This window comes from Mycobacterium bulgaricum (assembly GCF_041287165.2).
In the GTDB taxonomy this organism is placed as follows: domain Bacteria; phylum Actinomycetota; class Actinomycetes; order Mycobacteriales; family Mycobacteriaceae; genus Mycobacterium; species Mycobacterium bulgaricum.
On sequence record NZ_JBGGKV020000007.1, the window covers coordinates 20,808 to 37,098 of the forward strand.

Below are 16,291 nucleotides of genomic sequence, written 5' to 3' on the forward strand. Positions count from 1 at the left end.
CAACGATGATCGCCGGGCTTCGCCGGGATACGGCGAACCGTCAGTCCACAAATTTGAACACCTGAAAGAAGAGTCGTCCTAGTGTCGGCGCAGGTGAAGAAGCTGCGATTGCCGGACGAAAGCGAGAATAACCCGCATCTGAGTCGGAAGCAAGAAACCCCGTGATTCGCGTGGTGCCCGTGTTACTCGCAGAACTAGCTGCCTACAGCAACGCCCGAGCTCCACGTGACGCCCTGCCCGATCGAGCGCCTGTCCACCGAGAAACCGCTCTCGGTGCCGTACTCGAGGGCCTCTGCGGGCAACTCCGCCTCGGTGCTCATTGCCAGCACTGCAGGTCCAGCACCTGACAGCACTGCCGCCACTCCACAACGTCGCAGCACAGCGAGGTATTCCGCCGAGGCCGGCATCGCTGCGGCCCGCTGAGGCTGATGGAGCACATCCTCGGTCGCGACCATCAGCAGATCGGGCCGTTGCGTCAGCGCTACGACCAGCAGAGCGGCACGGCTCAGATTGAAACGCGCATCGGTGTGCGCGACGTGGTCGGGCAGAAGCACGCGGGTCTCGGCGGTCGACGAACGTTCCTGCGGGATCGCGGTGAAGACGGCGATGTCCGGGTGCACCTGGATCTGCGCTGCGGCGTACCCGGCGACACCATCGCGGTCCTCGGTCCACGCCACCACCGCACCCCCGAGAACTGCAGCGGCGGCGTTGTCCGGGTGTCCTTCGAACTCCGATGACACCTGCACCAGTCGGTCCGTCGACATGGTGGTCGAATCGATTTGTGCGACAAGGCCGTTGGCGGCAGCTAGGCCGCCGACCACCGCCGCTGCCGACGAGCCCAGCCCGCGTGAATGCGGAATGTTGTTGCGACACCGGACGATCAGCCCAGCCGCAGCGACACCGTTTTCACGCAGGCCTCGCTCGATGGCGCGCACCACCAGATGGGATCCGTCGAGCGGAACCTGCCCCGCACCTTCGCCTTCGACCTCGACGGTCAGACCGGATTCCGTTGTCTCCACCACGATTTCGTCGTAGAGACTGACCGCCAGGCCCATGCTGTCGAAGCCGGGCCCGAGATTGGCGCTGGAGGCGGGCACCTCGGCGGTCGCCGTCAGACCGGGTGGCAGGGTGCGGCTCACGTCGTTCCGTTCTAGACCAGGCCGAGCTTGGCGACGACGGCAACCGGGTCGACCGGGACGGGGATGACCGCGGGCATGCCCTTGAGTGCGGTGTCGGGATCTTTGAGGCCGTTGCCCGTGACGGTGCACACGACGGTGGAACCCTTGGCCACCCAACCCTCTTCGATCGACTTCAGCAGGCCGGCGATGCTGGCGGCCGAGGCGGGCTCGACGAACACGCCTTCGGCGCGGGCGACGAGGTGGTATGCGGCGAGGATCTCCTCGTCGGTTGCGGCCAGAAAGCGACCGTCCGACTGCTGTTGGGCCTCCACCGCCGAGGTCCACGACGCCGGTGAGCCGATGCGGATCGCGGTGGCGATCGTCTCGGGATCGCTGACGGGTTCACCGTGCACCAACGGCGCCGCGCCCGCGGCCTGCGTGCCGAGCATGCGCGGCAACCGTGCGGCCAGGCCGTCGCGGTGATACTCCGTGTAACCCTTCCAGTAGGCGGTGATGTTGCCCGCGTTGCCGACCGGCAGCGCGTGGATGTCGGGGGCGTCGCCGAGCGCATCGACGATCTCGAAGGCGGCCGTCTTCTGCCCCTCGATGCGGAAAGGGTTGACCGAGTTGACAAGTGACACGGTAGGGAAGTCGGACGTGAGCTTGCGGGCAAGCTCCAGGCAGTCGTCGAAATTGCCGTCGATCTGGATGATCTTGGCGCCGTGCATGACGGCCTGGGCGAGCTTGCCCATCGCGATCTTGCCCTGGGGCACCAGCACCGCGCAGGTGATCCCGGCGCGGGCCGCATACGCGGCCGCCGATGCCGACGTGTTGCCGGTGGAGGCACACAAGACCGCCTGCTGGCCGCGCGACACGGCTTCGGTGACGGCCATCGTCATGCCGCGGTCCTTGAAAGACCCGGTCGGGTTGAGCCCCTCGACCTTCAGATGCACTGTGCAGCCGGTGTATTCGGACAGCCTCGGCGCAGGTAGCAGCGGGGTACCACCTTCACGCAACGTGATCGGAGTCCAGGTGTCCTCGACCGGCAGCCGGTCGCGGTAGGCCTCGATCAGCCCCGGCCAGGGCTGGTGTACGGCACGGGTGGTGCTCACTCTGTGGTCCCTTCCAAACGCAGGACGCTGTTGATGTTCTGCACGACGTCCAGATCGGCAAGCGCAGCAACGGTTTCCGACAGAGCGGCGTCGGTGGCCTGATGGGTCACCACGACGATGCGGGCGCCGCACCGCTGCCCCTCCTCGTCGACCATCCCTTCCTGACGCACCTCGGCGATGCTGACCTCCCGTTTGGAGAACTGCGCGGCCACGGCCGACAGCACACCGGGTCGGTCGGCCACATTCATGTTCACGTAATAACGGGTGGGGATGAAGCCGATGGGCGCGATAGGAAGCTTGGCGTACTTGGACTCACGAGGCCCGCGGCCGCCCTGCACGCGGTTGCGTGCCGCCATCACCAGATCGCCCAGGACCGCCGACGCCGTCGGGGCACCGCCTGCGCCCTGGCCGTAGAACATCAGCCGGCCCGCCGCCTCGGCTTCGACGACGACCGCGTTGAAGGCGCCGTTGACGGAGGCCAGCGGGTGCTCGAGGGGCACCAGCGCCGGATAGACGCGGGCCGAGACCCGCTCTCGCCCTTCGTCGTCGATCAACCGCTCACAGATGGCGAGCAGCTTGATCGTGCAGCCGAGGGCACGTGCGGACGCGAAGTCTGCCGCCGACACCTTCGTCATGCCCTCGCGGTAGACGTCGTCGGCGGTGACGCGAGTGTGGAAGGCGATCGATGCGAGGATCGCCGCCTTGGCGGCGGCGTCGTAGCCCTCGACGTCGGCCGTCGGATCGGCCTCGGCGTATCCGAGCGCGCCGGCGTCGGCAAGCGCACTCGTGTAGTCGGCACCGGTGCTGTCCATCTCGGAGAGGATGTAGTTCGTTGTGCCGTTGACGATTCCGGCTACCCGCAGGACGGTGTCGCCGGCCAGTGACTGCGTCAGCGGGCGGATGACGGGGATCGCGCCGGCGACGGCGGCCTCGAAGTAGAGGTCGACGTGCGCGCTCTCGGCTGCCTGGGCGAGCTCACCCGCTGATACCGCCATCAGCGCCTTGTTGGCGGTGACGACGGATTTGCCCTGTTCGAGCGCGGCGAGGATGGCCTTGCGGGCGGGTTCGACCGGCCCCATCACCTCGACGACGATGTCGACGTCGTCGCGGGAGACCAGTTTCTCGATGTCGTCGGTGAGCAGGTCCGGGGCCACACCGCGGTCGTCGCCGACGCGGCGCACACCGATGCCGCGCACGACCAAGGGGGCGCCGATGCGGGCCTCCAGGTCGGCCGCACTCTCCTCGATGATGCGCACCACCTGGCTGCCGACATTGCCGAGCCCCAGTACGGCTACTCCGATTGCAGAATCTTGCGGGTCACTCACTTACCTGTCCTTACTTCCAAACTCAGCAGATCGTCGACCGTTTCCCGGCGCAGGATCAGACGGGCCCGCCCGTCACGCACGGCCACCACGGCCGGCCGGCCGATCAGGTTGTAGCGGCTCGACATCGAGTAGCAGTATGCGCCGGTCGCGGCGACGCCGAGCAGGTCCCCCGGGGTCACATCACCGGGCAGCCACGCGTCACGCACCACGATGTCCCCGCTCTCGCAATGCTTGCCGACCACCCGGGACAGCGTCGGGGTCGCGTCGCTGGTCCGCGACAGCAGCCGGACGTCGTACTCGGCGCCGTACAGCGAGGTGCGGATGTTGTCGCTCATTCCACCGTCCACGCTGACGTAGCGACGGTGCGCGGTCGGGCTGACGGCAACGTCTTTGACGGTGCCGACCTCGTACAGCGTGATGGTGCCCGGCCCGGCGATCGCACGACCGGGCTCGACCACGAGCTTCGGTGCGGGCAGGCCGACGGCTTCGGACTCGCTGCGCACGATCTCCTTCAGCTTGCCTGCAAGCTCGCTCATCGGCGGGGGGTTGTCGCCGGGAAGGTAGGAAATGCCCAATCCCCCACCGAGGTCGACGATGTCCATCTGCGAGGTCTTCTCGACGCCGAACTCGGCCACGACGTCGCGCAGCAGGCCGATCACCCGGTGGGCGGCGATCTCGAAGCCGGCGACGTCGAAGATCTGGGAACCGATGTGGCTGTGCAGCCCGACAAGTCGCAGGTGGCCGGTCTCGAAGACCCGGCGCACCGCGTCCATCGCGGCGCCGGAAGCCAAGGACAGGCCGAACTTCTGGTCTTCGTGTGCGGTCGAGATGAACTCGTGGGTGTGCGCCTCGACGCCGACAGTGACGCGCACCAGGACGTCTTGGACGACGCCGTTCTCTGCCGCGATCCGGTCGAGGCGTTCGATCTCGATCATCGAGTCGACCACCACATGGCCGACGCCGTTCTTGACCGCGGCTGTCAGCTCGGAGACCGATTTGTTGTTGCCGTGCATGGTGATTCGCTCGGCCGGGAAGCCTGCGTGCAGGGCCACCGCGAGCTCTCCCCCGGTGGCCACGTCGAGCGACAGCCCTTCCTCGTCGACCCACCGGGCGATCTCCGAGCACAGGAATGCCTTGGCCGCGTAGTGGACGTGCTCACCTCCGCCGAATGCCGATGAGATGTCGCGGCAGCGGGCACGAAAGTCGGCTTCGTCGATCACGAAGAGCGGGGTGCCGAACTCGGCGGCGATGTCGGCGACGGACACGCCGGCGATGGAGACGAGACCACCGTCCCCACGAACAGTGTTCTGCGGCCACACATTCGGGGCAAGCTGCAGCACTTCACCGGCAGTCAGCGGACGCTCCGGCGTCGCGGCGGCCTGAACTTCTTCGGCGTGCCTCGGTCCGGCGGGGTGCGCGATCACATCCGCTCCGGTGCACTGACGCCGAGGATGCTCAGACCGTTGGCGATCACCTGGCGGGTCGCGGCGCAGAGCGCAAGGCGCGCGGCGTGGAGGTCGCCGGGCTCTTCGTCGCCCTGCGGAAGCACCCGGCAGGCGTCGTAGAAGCGGTGGTAATCCCCGGCGAGATCTTCCAGATAGCGCGAAACACGATGCGGCTCACGAAGGCTCGCCGCGGTCTTGAGGATCCTCGGGAACTCCCCGAGGTTGCGGATCAGAGTGCCTTCCTTGTCATGGGTCAGCAGATCCAGATGCGCGGTGTCGGGGGCGATTCCGAGCTCGGCGGCGTTGCGCGCCAGCGCGGACAGCCGCGCGTGCGCGTATTGCACGTAGTAGACCGGGTTCTCGGCCGACGCCGACGACCACAGCGCGAGGTCGATGTCGATCGGGGTGTCGACCGAACTGCGGATCAGCGAGTAGCGGGCGGCGTCGACGCCGATCGCCTCCACGAGGTCGTCGAGCGTGATGACCGTGCCTGCACGCTTGCTCATCCGGACCGGCTGACCGTCGCGCACCAGATTGACCATCTGACCGATCAGCACCTCGACGATGTCGGGGTCGTCACCGAGCGCGGCCGCGGAGGCCTTGAGCCGGGCGATGTAGCCGTGATGGTCGGCTCCGAGCATGTAGATGCACAGGTCGAACCCGCGCTTGCGCTTGTCCAGGAAGTAGGCGAGGTCGCCGGCGATGTAGGCGGGCTTGCCGTCGCTCTTGATGACGACACGGTCCTTGTCGTCCCCGAAGTCGGTGGTGCGCAACCACACTGCACCGTCCTTCTCGTAAGCGAACCCGGTCTCGCGCAGCTTCGCGATGGCCTGTTCGACGCGGCCGGAGGTGTGCATCGAGTCTTCGTGGGTGTAGACGTCGAAGTCGGTGCCGAATTCGTGCAGCGATTCCTTGATGTGGTCGAACATCAGGTTCACGCCGATCGCCCGGAACGTCTCGCGCATCTCGGCGTCGGGCAGGTCGAGCGCGTCCGGTTCTTTCGCGAGAACCTGGCCGGCGATATCGGCGATATAAGTGCCCGCGTACCCGTCCTCCGGCGTCGGCTCCCCCTTCGCGGAGGCGATCAGAGAATTGGAGAAGCGGTCGATCTGAGCGCCGTGATCGTTGAAGTAGTACTCACGGACGACCTCGGCGCCCTGGGTGGTCAACAGCCGCCCCAACGCGTCGCCGACGGCGGCCCACCGGGTGCCGCCGATGTGGATCGGGCCGGTCGGGTTGGCGGAGACGAACTCAAGGTTCACCTTCTTGCCGCCGAGCTCAGCCGAGTGTCCGTAGGTCGCGCCGGCGGCGATCACGTCACCGACGATGACGTTCTGGGCCGATGCCTCGATGCGCAGATTGACGAAGCCGGGGCCCGCGACGTCCGCGGCGGCGATGCCGTCTTTCGCGAGGAGCGCCTCGGCCAGCCAGCCCGCCAGCTCACGGGGATTGACGCCGACCTTCTTGCCGAGCTGCAGCGCCAGGTTGGTCGCGTAGTCGCCGTGCTCGGGGTTGCGCGGACGCTCGACGGTGACGACGTCGGGCAGTGCGGCAGAGTCGAGAGCGTGCTCGGCCAGCACCGCGGCTGCGGTGGCCCTGAGCAGTTCGGCCAGATCGGCGGGGGTCACGAGGGTCCATCCTATGGTCTGGCCCGTTCCCGGCCGAATCCGTTTCCCAGCCGCCGGGCGATGGGGGTTGGGCGCGGTGTGGGGCCGCATCGATCGGCGACGGCGCCTGCCGGTGCCGTCGCTTTGGTATCGAGGCGCGGATTGATCTTGTTGTCGATGCGCTAGTCTGTTCAGGCCCGACCGGCGCAGCTGTCACAGCACGCGCCCCCGTAGCTCAGGGGATAGAGCGTCTGCCTCCGGAGCAGAAGGCCGCAGGTTCGAATCCTGCCGGGGGCACCACCTCGGAATCACACTTTCCGTGTGGTCCCGTAGTACCCCAGGATCGAATCGGATTGGTCGGTCGCGTGCGTCAGCACCGCGTAGGACCTGATGAACGACTCCCCTACGCAGCCATCGATCTTCACGTTGAACCCGCTGACCGACACCCACGGGTCGTTACCCGTGAACTCCTTGCGTCCCACGGGCACGGTGTTGATGAGACCGGGTCGCAGGCCGACCGCGATGCCGCCTTGCAACGGTGTCGACAGCACCGGAGCGATGCCGTCGATGAACTCGCCTTCTCCATCGAGACCCAACAGGCCCACGGAAGGCGTGACACCTGCCGAACCGGTGATGGTGACGCCGTTGGCGCCCATGTCGATGCCGCAGCCGATCTGGTAACCCACCTCCAGCACCCCCCGCGGCGGTTCGGAGCCTTCCGGTCCGCGCAACGAGCCGTTGAACACACCGCTGACCTGGTAATTGCGCGAGGACAACGCGGTGGTCAAGGGGTTGGTGTTCTGTATCACCTCGTCTCTTGCTCCGACGGTGAGCGCCCAGCCGTTGGGCGCCGTTGTCGTCGACGGCGGCGCGGAAATGATGAGGGCGTCCGCACCGGGCGCTATGACCCCTGATGCATGGGCAACGGGCGCTGCGCCCCCCGCAGCGGGGTCGAGCACCGGCGCGACAACATCGGGTGCGGGGTCGGCGGCCGCCGGAAACGCAGGCGTCGGCACCAGGACCCAGACGATGCTGAGTGCACCGAGCCACCTCAGCTTCACGGGACGAAACCTACTATCGGATTCGGTTAGAGCGGCTCACCACTATCAATTTGTGATGCGCTGCAAGCATATTGTGATGTGCGGCCTCGAGACGTCGCGCGATGGCACGTGAGGATGATGCGCTGATGAAGCCGAGCAATGCGTGTAAGGGCGGCGGGAAAGGCTGGTCGGTGAACAAGGACGGCAAGCCGATCTGCCCCGGCTGCCACAGAGCGTTCAGCACGGTGGCCGGCTACGGGAGAACGGTGCGCGAAATCCCACGCGTACCGCCACACGACCGTCGCGGCACCCAGGACGTGCCCAAGTCCACACGCAGCAGGCGCACCGACTGACGACGGCCGCCGTCGGCACGCTCAATCCAAAGGTGCGTTTACCGAAATACGTTCGTAGACAACAGACTTCACGTTCGAACTGGAGAATGCCCGGGGCATGCCATCGGGCTCGTTAGACGGTCCGGCATGCGGCGTCGCTCCGCGCTACACAGACATCCCTTCGGCCTCGCTCTGACCACGGCCGGCCGGCCGAACCCTCACACCGTTCGTCAGGACGGGACGAGGACGAAGGTGGTTGACCCGACAGGTCCGCTGTTGCCACAGGGATTCGGCCCGTTCAGCGTGTACAGCCCGTTTGTGCCGTCGAGGTTGAACGTGTACCGGGCGACGACGTCGACGGTGCGGCCGTCCGGACAGAACGCCCCACCGGGGACGAACTGATCCAGGACGTACTGCGCACCCTGGATTCGCGCCTGACCCTGATCCCTGTTGTTCTCGAGGTTGAACAGGCTGATGCAGCCTGGGCCGCAACTGTCCACTCGCATGCTGATGTCCTCGGTGGCGCCCGTGGCCATGACGGCCCGGTACTGATAGAGGCCGGGAGCGAGATCGGCGTGTGCCGGCGCGGCCAGAGCGAGGCCGGTGGCGCACACCCCGACGCTCACCACGCCCACGGTCAGATTTCTCATGATGCCTCCTCGGCGCTGGTCAGCGCATTGAGAGCAGTGTAGGAATCCAGCTGCGCGCACCGGATCGTTTTGGCCGACGCCGGCGACTCGATGAGTTGCGGGGTCCCACGCGGTCTTCATCGGAGACTCACGAATTTCGAGAGAAAGGCACGGTGCCCCGATGACAAATGCCCCCTCGGTCGGCGACGACAACATCGAACTTCCGACAGTGGTGTCTGCGGCTGAATGGCAGGCTGCGTTCGATGCGCTGTTGGTCAAGGAGAAAGCGCTTACGGCCGCGCGCGACGAGCTCTCGGCCGAGCGGCGTCGGATGCCCATGGTGTCGGTCGAGCGCGATTACCGATTCGTCGGCCCCGCCGGCGAGGTCGGCCTGCTGGATCTCTTCGAAGGGCGCCGCCAGCTGATGATCTACCGCTTTTTCTACGAGCCCGATGTCGAGAACTGGCCGGAGGCCGGATGCACCGGCTGCTCGATGCTGGCCGACAGCACACCGCATCCCGCACATGTGAACGCTCGCGACACCACCTTCGCGTTCGTGTCTGCGGCCCCGCAGGAGCGCATCGAAGCCTTCCGCCGCCGGATGGGCTGGAGTGTGCCCTGGTACACACTCACCGGCGAGGACTTCTCCCGCGACTTCGACGTGGAGGAATACTTCGGGCTCAACGTCTTCATCCGTGACGGAGACAAGGTGTTCCGCACGTACTTCGTCAACGGGCGAGGTGTCGAGAACATCGGGCACCCGATGACGATGCTGGATCTCACCCCACTCGGCCGTCAGGAAACATGGGAGGACACCCCGCGGGGGCGTCCTCAGGGAGAACCGTACGTCTGGTGGCGGCTACACGATGAGTACGGACCCACGAACTGAGCGGTCAGATCCCCGTACACAACGACACGAACGGAATCGGCGCGCAGATGCCGATCGAGAAGCCCGGCGTCGGGTCGCCATTCCACGGCGGCGGCGGGGGCGGAGGCGGAGGGGGTGGCGGGGGTGCCGGTGGAAGTGGCGCGACGACACAGGTATTCGACGGGGCGTCGTACACGGTGCCGACGCCACACTCGGCCGCCTGAGCGCTACCCGCGGATACCAGCAGCCACGCCGCCGGCAGCGCCACCGCCGTGGCAACCGGCGATACCGCTCGTAACATTCGTCTTCGCATCCCGGGCCTCCTGTGATGAACCCCGACCCACTGCGCACTCACATCCTAGTCCTGCAGCGCGCTGCGTTCATCCCGCTTGCGCGACGGGGCGTTCAGGACCATTCCGCCAGGATGCGCATCTTGCCCGCCTTCACCGCGGCGTCCTTGCGCAACTTCTTCAATGTCGGTGCGAAGGCGTTGCTTTCGTTGTTCTGGATGTTCAGCGGCAGATCCAGCGCGCTGATCAGCTTGGCTTCGAGGTACCACGGTTCCGGGTGCAGTACCCAGGACACCGCGGCATTCTCGGCCATCCACCGGGTCAGGACGGCTTCACCACCGGCAAAGGACTGTCGCTTGCCTGAGCCGATTCGACGCAACGCGAAGCCGAGGTCGTCGCCGAGCAGGACACCCAGCGATTTGCGCAGCGTGGATCCGTCCGCGCTGGCATTGCCTGCCCCGAAATGGAAACGGATGCGCTTGCGCAAATCCTGCGGAGCCTGTGGCTTGCCGTCCGCGCGCGGCGGCCCCGGGCTGATCCCGACATACAGAAGCGTCCACCCGTCCCGCTGCTCACAGCCGGAGACGTCGATGTCACCTGGGATCTCGCGGAACCACCATCCGTGAGCACCTGCCGCGGCGGGCACCGGATCAGCGTCTGCGAACACTTCCTCGCGCGTATACCGCTGAGCGTCAACAAAGTTGGCGACAGCTCGGGCGCTGCGCTTCGCGGACATCGACTCAGCCATGGAATTCAGCGTAGTCCGCCTGGTTGACGGCCCACCGTCTCCGCAGGAAGCCGTTTCACTGCGGGTGGCGCTTCAGATATTCCTCGACGGGGATCGGTGATTCTGCGGCGTAACCGACCGGCAGGACGACGTCGCCGGCGACCGAGTTGTAATACACCTCCCACCGGTGATAGCCCGCGAAGACAGCGGGGTCTGCTGCGATCAACGCGGCGTACTGATTGATGGCGCGCACGTACTGGCGCGAGTTGTTGTATCGATACAGCGCGTGATCGCGATCCCGCGCGAAGCCGTGAGCAGCGAGGAACCGTCCGGCCGCCATGATGCTGTCGTGCGGGGACAAGATATCGGTGCCTGCGCCGTGGGTCGCGAACGTCGAGGGCATGAACTGCATGGGGCCCTGCGCGCCGGCGGTGCTCACACCGGAGATCCGACCATAGGCGGTTTCGACGAAGTTGATCGCCGCCAGGTAGTTCCACCCGACGCCCGAGGACGCCTCGGACTTGCGGTAGTAGGCCAGTAGTTCCTCCGCGGGGCGCGGCGGATCTATCCGCCACGCGGGCAATGTGGGTTTGCCCCGCCCCATCGCAGCGAGCTGCCTTCGCGCATCGATATTGCGGTCGAACACCTCGAGTAGCGCACGAGGAACACGGGGGCGCGTGATCGCATCCCATTCCGGGTGCCTGGCGAGGACGCGGTAAGACTTCTGCTGCCGCCGCGCCGCGGCGGTCAGCGCCGCTTCCGAGGCCCGCGGATCGCGCAGAGCGCGCTCATCGGCCATGAGGTCATCGACGATCCGGGCCGGATCTGCGGCGAGCACGGGCTGCGCCGTGGTCGGCCGCGGCGGCTCCTGGGCGGGTGCTGCCACCTCGGCGCCGATCGTCTCGGGGCGTGCCGTTTCGCTGCTCGGCGGTGTCGTCGCGGAGCAGCCGACGAGGACAGATGCGGTCAGCGCCGCGATGCCAACCCGGTTGCAGCTCAATGCCTTCTCCTCGGTGGGCTCGATGGGTGAGGCGATACGACCTCCAGTCTGACCGATGAGCCCGGGCATTCGACGTAGAGTGGCCGGATGCTGCGGTGTATCAGAACCATGGCCCGAGTTGCGGGTGTCGGGCTGGCGCTGACCGCCGTCGTCGCCATGGGCGCCGGATCGGCCTCGGCGGCGCCCGCGGTTCGCATCTCCGACGGAAGCGACCAGATCCTGCAGTCGATGCTCGCCGCGATCGACGACGACCCGAATGCCGATCCGGGTGCGCAGGCGGAGTCCATCTCCCGGCTGTTCCTGGGAACGCCTTACGGCGCAAACACTCTCGTCGGTTCGGCGACCGTGCCCGAGGAGCATGTCGTGGAGCTGGAACGCGTCGACTGCTTCACCTACGCCGACTACGTCGAAGCACTCAAACGGTCCGACGATCGAGATGAGTTCGTCACGAACCTCGTTGCCGTCCGGTACAAGAACGGCGATGTGTCGTTCGAGAACCGGAAGCACTTCTTCACGGACTGGTCCGCGTCGACGCCCGCCGTCGCCACCGATGTCACCGCGACGCTGAGCGACAACGCAGTTTCATCGCCCAAGAACCTCAACAGCAAGGACGCCGGCGGCGTGTACCTGCCGGGCTTGCCTGTCGTGCCCCGCACGGTGACCTACATCCCCAGTGAGCAGGTGGACGACGACGTCGTGGGCCGGCTTCGCACCGGCGATTACGTCGGGGCGTATGCCGAGGACGGCGGGCTCGACGTCACCCACGTCGGCATCTTCATCGACACACAGAACGGCCCCGTCTTCCGTCACGCGTCCTCGAGGAGCGACAACAGCGGTGTCGTCGACACCGCGTTGTCGGCCTACCTCGACACCATCCCCGGGATCGTCGTGCTTCGTCCGGTGGCGTGAGGCGCTAGATCCTGAGAGTGGTGCCGGTCTCGCGTTCGGCGAACTCCCACAGCTTCTGCGCGTCCTCGTAATCACAGGCGGCCGGCGCGCGGCCGCTGAGCGTCGGTGGGCCCTGCAAGCCGAACTTCCCGGCGATTCCCACATAGCTTCCCGGCGGGATCGGCTCGGTGATGCAGTAGAGCGTCGGGGCGGCGCCGGCATGGATGTCGTTGCCGACCATGTCCGCCATCCGGTTCACCGCCGAATGGAAGGCGGTCATGATTCGGGTGTCGGACATCTTTGCCAGGTTCGACGACACCCAGCCGGGGTGTGTCAGGTATGTGGTGACCGGCGAGTCGGCGACGCGCAGTCGGCGGTCGAGTTCGAGGCCCCACAGCATCACAGCCAGCTTCGAACGTCCATAGGCCGGGAACGCCGACCACTTTCGTGACCGTAGATGCGGGTCATCGAAGGCGATCGACGCCGACTTGTGCGCGTCGGAACCCACGTTGACGATCTTCGACCGCACCCGGTCGAAGAGCAGATTGGTCAGCGCGAACGGGCCGAGAAAGTTGGTGCCCATGGTCATTTCGAAGCCGTCGACGGTCTCGTCACGGTGTTGGGCGACGACGCCGGCGTTGTTGATCAGGATGTCGACATCACCGTCGAAGAGTCCGGGAAAGGCTTCGACTGACGACAGGTCGGCGAGGTCGAGTTTGACCACGGATGTGTCGCCGCCCATCTCCGCCGCGCGTTGCGCGCCCAGATCGAGATTTCGGACGGCGAGAATCACGTGGGCTCCAGCGCGGGCCAGCGCCGTAGCGGTTCCCAGACCGACCCCGTTCGTCGCCCCCGTGACGATGACGCGCTTGCCGGTCATGTCGCCGAGCCGATTCGCTGACCATGTCGTTGCCACGCCCCGACAGTAGCTGCGCCGACAACCGCCGCAAGCGTTGACATGACAGTTCCTGACTGGTTGTCTACCGGCGATGAGCGATGCCGCCCGTGAGATCGAGAACTTGGTGTACACATACGCCGAGCGGATCGACGCGGGCGATCTGGACGGTGTCGCCGCGCTGTTCGCGCACGGGCGGATCTGCGGCGTCGAGGACGGTCCGCCCGAGACGATATTCGAGGGCACGACACGGGTCCGGCAGATGTATGACATGGCGCCCCGTCTCTACGACGACGGCACTCCGAAGACCAAGCACTTCACCACCAACGTGATCGTGCGCGTCGACGAGGACGCCGGAACCGCCAGCGGCAGCGCGTACTACTGCGTCACGCAGGCGACTCCGGAGTTCCCGCTCCAAATCATCGTGACCGGAAGGTATCGCGACACCTTTCACCGCGTCGACGGCACCTGGTGGTTCGACACCCGCACCATGTTCGTCGACCAGGTCGGCGACACCAGCCATCACCTGAAGTTCTGACAGCGGTGGGGCGCCCCTTCGACGCGGCGTCGCTGATGACCGACGCACAGCACAAGGAGGGCCTCTAGCTCCGCTGGGGCACGTGAACGGGTGTTCATCGGGGACGGCATTGTGACAACAGCCCGGGCACCCTGTTTGGCTCCCAACCAAGCGGTTAGTCTGGCCGTTGGTACGCCGACGAACCAGGAGGCCGCACATGCAGCTGGCGCTCACGCCCGAGGAAGCCGAGTTCCGCGATGAGCTCCGCGAGTTCTACCGGACCAAGATTCCGGCCGAGATCCGCGAGCGCACCCGCACCGGCTCCGAGGCCAACCGCGACGACATCGTCACGGCGAACAAGATCCTCAACGACCACGGGCTCATGGTCCCGAACTGGCCCGTCGAGTGGGGCGGCAAGGACTGGACGCCGATCCAGCAGCAGATATGGCTGGACGAGATGCAGCTGGCCAGTGTGCCGGAGCCGCTGACGTTCAACGCCAACATGGTCGGTCCGGTGATCGCCGAGTTCGGGTCCCAGGAGCTCAAGGAACGGTTTCTGCCACCGACAGCCGCCGTCGACATCTGGTGGTGCCAGGGCTTCTCGGAGCCCGAAGCCGGGTCGGACCTGGCGTCACTGCGCACGACCGCGCTGCGCGACGGCGACACCTATGTCGTCAACGGCCAGAAGACATGGACGACGCTCGGTCAGTACGCGGACTGGATCTTCTGCCTGGTGCGCACCGACCCGAACGCACCGAAGAAGCAGGCGGGGATCTCGTTTCTGCTCATCGACATGAACACCCCGGGTATCACCCTGCGGCCCATCAAGCTCATCGACGGCAGCTACGAGGTCAACGAGGTCTTCTTCGAAGACGTCCGGGTGCCCGCCGATCAGCTCGTCGGCGAGGAGAACCAGGGCTGGGGTTACGCGAAATACCTTCTGGGCAACGAACGCAACGGCATCGCCCAGGTGGGCCGCACCAAACTCCGGATCTCCGAGATCAAAGAACGCGCACAGAGCAGCGGCCTCATCGACGATCCGCTGTTCGCGGCACGCCTTGCCGAACTGGAGAACGACATCCTCGCCCTGGAGCTGACGCAGATGCGGGTGGCCTCGGGGTCGAAGGACGGAAAACCCAATCCGGCGTCGTCGGTGCTGAAGCTGCGGGGTAGCCAATTGCAGCAGGTCGCCACCGAGCTGCTGGTGGAAGTCGCCGGTCCCGACGCGCTGCCGTTCGACGGCGAGGGCATCGCCTCGGCCGGGTGGGCCCAGCACAGCGCTCCGCGCTACCTCAACTACCGCAAGACCTCCATCTACGGCGGCAGCAACGAGGTCCAGCGCACCATCATCGCGTCGACCATCCTCGGATTGTGAGATAAGACATGGACTTTCAACCCAGCGAAGAACAGGTCCTGCTCCGCGACACCACGCGGGACATGCTGTCGCGCAAATATGACCCCGAGAGCCGGCTCAAGACGATCGAGAGCGATCCCGGCTGGAGCCGCGACGTGTGGACTCAATTGGCCGAAGTCGGGGTTCTCGGGCTCGGATTCGACGAAGACGCCGGCGGCCAGATCGAGATCCAGGTCGTGCTGACCGAGGTCGGAAGACGGCTGGCCCCTGAGCCGGTACTACACGCCGCGCTGGGACCCGGTGCGATCATCGCGGACATCGGCACCAACGAGCAGCGGGCCCTGCTGGACGAGGTGGCAGCCGGCGAGCGTCTGCTCGCGTTCGCCCACCTCGAGCCCGGAATGCGGCAGCCCCTCGCCCCGGTCTCCACGAAGGCTGTGTCAGAAGGAGATTCGTGGATGATCTCCGGCCGTAAGAACCCGGTCCTGGCCGGCGACTGCGCAGACACACTGATCGTCAGCGCCGCACTCCCCGACGGCGGCACCGGGCTGTTCCTCGTTGACGCCGCCGCGGTGCAACGCAAGAACTATCGGACGTTCGACGGTCAACGCGGTGCCGAGATCGACTTCGACACGGTGTCGGCCGAACCGCTCGGTGAGCTCGCGGACGCAACGGACGCTGTCTCGCGCGCCGTGGTGCGGATCCTGGCCGGCCTGAGCGCCGAAGCCCTCGGCGCGATGGAGGAGTCAGTGCGCCTCACCTCCGAATACCTCACGCAGCGCAAGCAATTCGGTGTCACGCTGAGCAAGTTCCAGACACTGACCCAGCGCGCGGCCGACATGTACGTGTCGCTCGAGCTCGCCCGAAGCATGGCGCTGTATGCGGCGATGTCGGTTGCCGACGGAGATCTCGCTCCCAGCATTGCCGCCAGGGCGAAGCTGCAGATCGGCCGCTCAGGTCGCCACATCGCCCAAGAGTCCATCCAGCTGCACGGTGGCATCGGCGTGACCGCCGAATACCCCATTGCCCACTATGCCGCCCGGCTCACTGCGATCGAGAACACCTTCGGCTCAACGCAGGACCAGCTGCACGTGCTGATCGGCCAGCTCGGCGACTACGAGGTCGTGTCCGTTTAGGGGCGGTT

17 protein-coding genes and 1 tRNA gene are annotated in these 16,291 nt (G+C 66.3%); 7 read left to right on the forward strand and 11 right to left on the reverse strand.

Going from position 1 to position 16,291, the window contains the following annotated elements:
• Positions 1–194 precede the first annotated feature (194 nt).
• From thrB to argS, 5 genes are read right to left on the reverse strand one after another with little or no spacing between them, the layout of a single operon-like run.
• Positions 195–1,139 (reverse strand): homoserine kinase, encoded by a 945-nt coding sequence (thrB, locus tag ACAG24_RS18840; protein ID WP_370474809.1) that lies wholly within the window; start codon positions 1,137–1,139, stop codon positions 195–197.
• Between the two features lie 11 nt (positions 1,140–1,150).
• Entirely contained in the window at positions 1,151–2,230 is a 1,080-nt protein-coding gene (thrC, locus tag ACAG24_RS18845; RefSeq protein WP_370474810.1) for a threonine synthase, read from the reverse strand.
• Positions 2,227–3,555, reverse strand: a complete 1,329-nt coding sequence (locus ACAG24_RS18850) for a homoserine dehydrogenase (protein WP_370474811.1) — start codon at positions 3,553–3,555, stop codon at positions 2,227–2,229. Before ACAG24_RS18850 ends, thrC begins: the two co-directional genes overlap by 4 nt.
• Complete coding sequence (gene lysA / locus ACAG24_RS18855; protein ID WP_445206220.1) at positions 3,552–4,979, reverse strand: diaminopimelate decarboxylase; 1,428 nt, start codon at positions 4,977–4,979, stop codon at positions 3,552–3,554. Before lysA ends, ACAG24_RS18850 begins: the two co-directional genes overlap by 4 nt.
• Entirely contained in the window at positions 4,976–6,628 is a 1,653-nt protein-coding gene (argS, locus tag ACAG24_RS18860; RefSeq protein ID WP_370474812.1) for an arginine--tRNA ligase, read from the reverse strand. Before argS ends, lysA begins: the two co-directional genes overlap by 4 nt.
• A 203-nt stretch (positions 6,629–6,831) precedes the next feature.
• On the opposite strand from argS, the gene ACAG24_RS18865 reads away from it, so the two are divergent.
• Positions 6,832–6,907: transfer RNA gene (locus ACAG24_RS18865), tRNA-Arg, on the forward strand.
• An 8-nt stretch (positions 6,908–6,915) separates the two neighbouring features.
• Here ACAG24_RS18865 and ACAG24_RS18870 read toward each other — a convergent pair.
• Positions 6,916–7,668, reverse strand: a complete 753-nt coding sequence (locus ACAG24_RS18870) for an MspA family porin (RefSeq protein WP_370474813.1) — start codon at positions 7,666–7,668, stop codon at positions 6,916–6,918.
• A gap of 101 nt (positions 7,669–7,769) precedes the next feature.
• Here ACAG24_RS18870 and ACAG24_RS18875 point away from each other — a divergent pair, with 101 nt between their 5' ends.
• A complete protein-coding gene (locus ACAG24_RS18875) occupies positions 7,770–8,000 on the forward strand; it encodes a hypothetical protein (RefSeq protein WP_370474814.1) in 231 nt (76 codons plus the stop codon).
• A 209-nt stretch (positions 8,001–8,209) separates the two neighbouring features.
• Here ACAG24_RS18875 and ACAG24_RS18880 read toward each other — a convergent pair whose 3' ends face one another.
• On the reverse strand, positions 8,210–8,629 hold the full coding sequence (locus ACAG24_RS18880) for a hypothetical protein (RefSeq protein WP_370474815.1): 420 nt from the start codon (positions 8,627–8,629) through the stop codon (positions 8,210–8,212).
• A gap of 160 nt (positions 8,630–8,789) precedes the next feature.
• On the opposite strand from ACAG24_RS18880, the gene ACAG24_RS18885 reads away from it, so the two are divergent.
• Positions 8,790–9,497 carry a DUF899 domain-containing protein gene (locus ACAG24_RS18885; RefSeq protein WP_370474816.1) on the forward strand — a complete coding sequence of 236 codons (708 nt, stop codon included), beginning with the start codon at positions 8,790–8,792 and terminating at the stop codon, positions 9,495–9,497.
• 4 nt (positions 9,498–9,501) lie between these two features.
• Here the strand turns inward: ACAG24_RS18885 and ACAG24_RS18890 are convergent, their stop codons facing one another.
• From ACAG24_RS18890 to ACAG24_RS18900, 3 genes are all read right to left on the reverse strand, one after another.
• Positions 9,502–9,789 (reverse strand): hypothetical protein, encoded by a 288-nt coding sequence (locus ACAG24_RS18890; protein WP_370474817.1) that lies wholly within the window; start codon positions 9,787–9,789, stop codon positions 9,502–9,504.
• Between the two features lie 92 nt (positions 9,790–9,881).
• Entirely contained in the window at positions 9,882–10,514 is a 633-nt protein-coding gene (locus ACAG24_RS18895) for a GIY-YIG nuclease family protein (RefSeq protein WP_370474818.1), read from the reverse strand.
• 55 nt (positions 10,515–10,569) lie between these two features.
• Positions 10,570–11,493, reverse strand: coding sequence for a lytic transglycosylase domain-containing protein (locus ACAG24_RS18900; RefSeq protein ID WP_370474983.1), 924 nt, complete (start codon positions 11,491–11,493; stop codon positions 10,570–10,572).
• A 108-nt stretch (positions 11,494–11,601) separates the two neighbouring features.
• On the opposite strand from ACAG24_RS18900, the gene ACAG24_RS18905 reads away from it, so the two are divergent.
• The gene (locus ACAG24_RS18905; RefSeq protein ID WP_370474819.1) at positions 11,602–12,402 is read left to right on the forward strand and encodes a DUF1460 domain-containing protein; all 801 of its coding nucleotides are present in this window, start codon (positions 11,602–11,604) and stop codon (positions 12,400–12,402) included.
• 4 nt (positions 12,403–12,406) lie between these two features.
• On the opposite strand, the gene ACAG24_RS18910 is transcribed toward ACAG24_RS18905, so the two are convergent.
• The gene (locus tag ACAG24_RS18910; RefSeq protein ID WP_370474820.1) at positions 12,407–13,297 is read right to left on the reverse strand and encodes an SDR family NAD(P)-dependent oxidoreductase; all 891 of its coding nucleotides are present in this window, start codon (positions 13,295–13,297) and stop codon (positions 12,407–12,409) included.
• A 73-nt stretch (positions 13,298–13,370) separates the two neighbouring features.
• On the opposite strand from ACAG24_RS18910, the gene ACAG24_RS18915 reads away from it, so the two are divergent.
• The 3 genes from ACAG24_RS18915 to ACAG24_RS18925 all read left to right on the forward strand — a co-directional run bounded on the left by ACAG24_RS18915 (position 13,371) and on the right by ACAG24_RS18925 (position 16,283).
• Positions 13,371–13,814, forward strand: a complete 444-nt coding sequence (locus tag ACAG24_RS18915) for a nuclear transport factor 2 family protein (RefSeq protein WP_370474821.1) — start codon at positions 13,371–13,373, stop codon at positions 13,812–13,814.
• Positions 13,815–14,010: 196 nt separating this feature from the next.
• Positions 14,011–15,168 carry an acyl-CoA dehydrogenase family protein gene (locus ACAG24_RS18920; RefSeq protein WP_370474822.1) on the forward strand — a complete coding sequence of 386 codons (1,158 nt, stop codon included), beginning with the start codon at positions 14,011–14,013 and terminating at the stop codon, positions 15,166–15,168.
• A gap of 8 nt (positions 15,169–15,176) precedes the next feature.
• Positions 15,177–16,283 carry an acyl-CoA dehydrogenase family protein gene (locus tag ACAG24_RS18925; protein ID WP_370474823.1) on the forward strand — a complete coding sequence of 369 codons (1,107 nt, stop codon included), beginning with the start codon at positions 15,177–15,179 and terminating at the stop codon, positions 16,281–16,283.
• Positions 16,284–16,291: the final 8 nt, after the last annotated feature.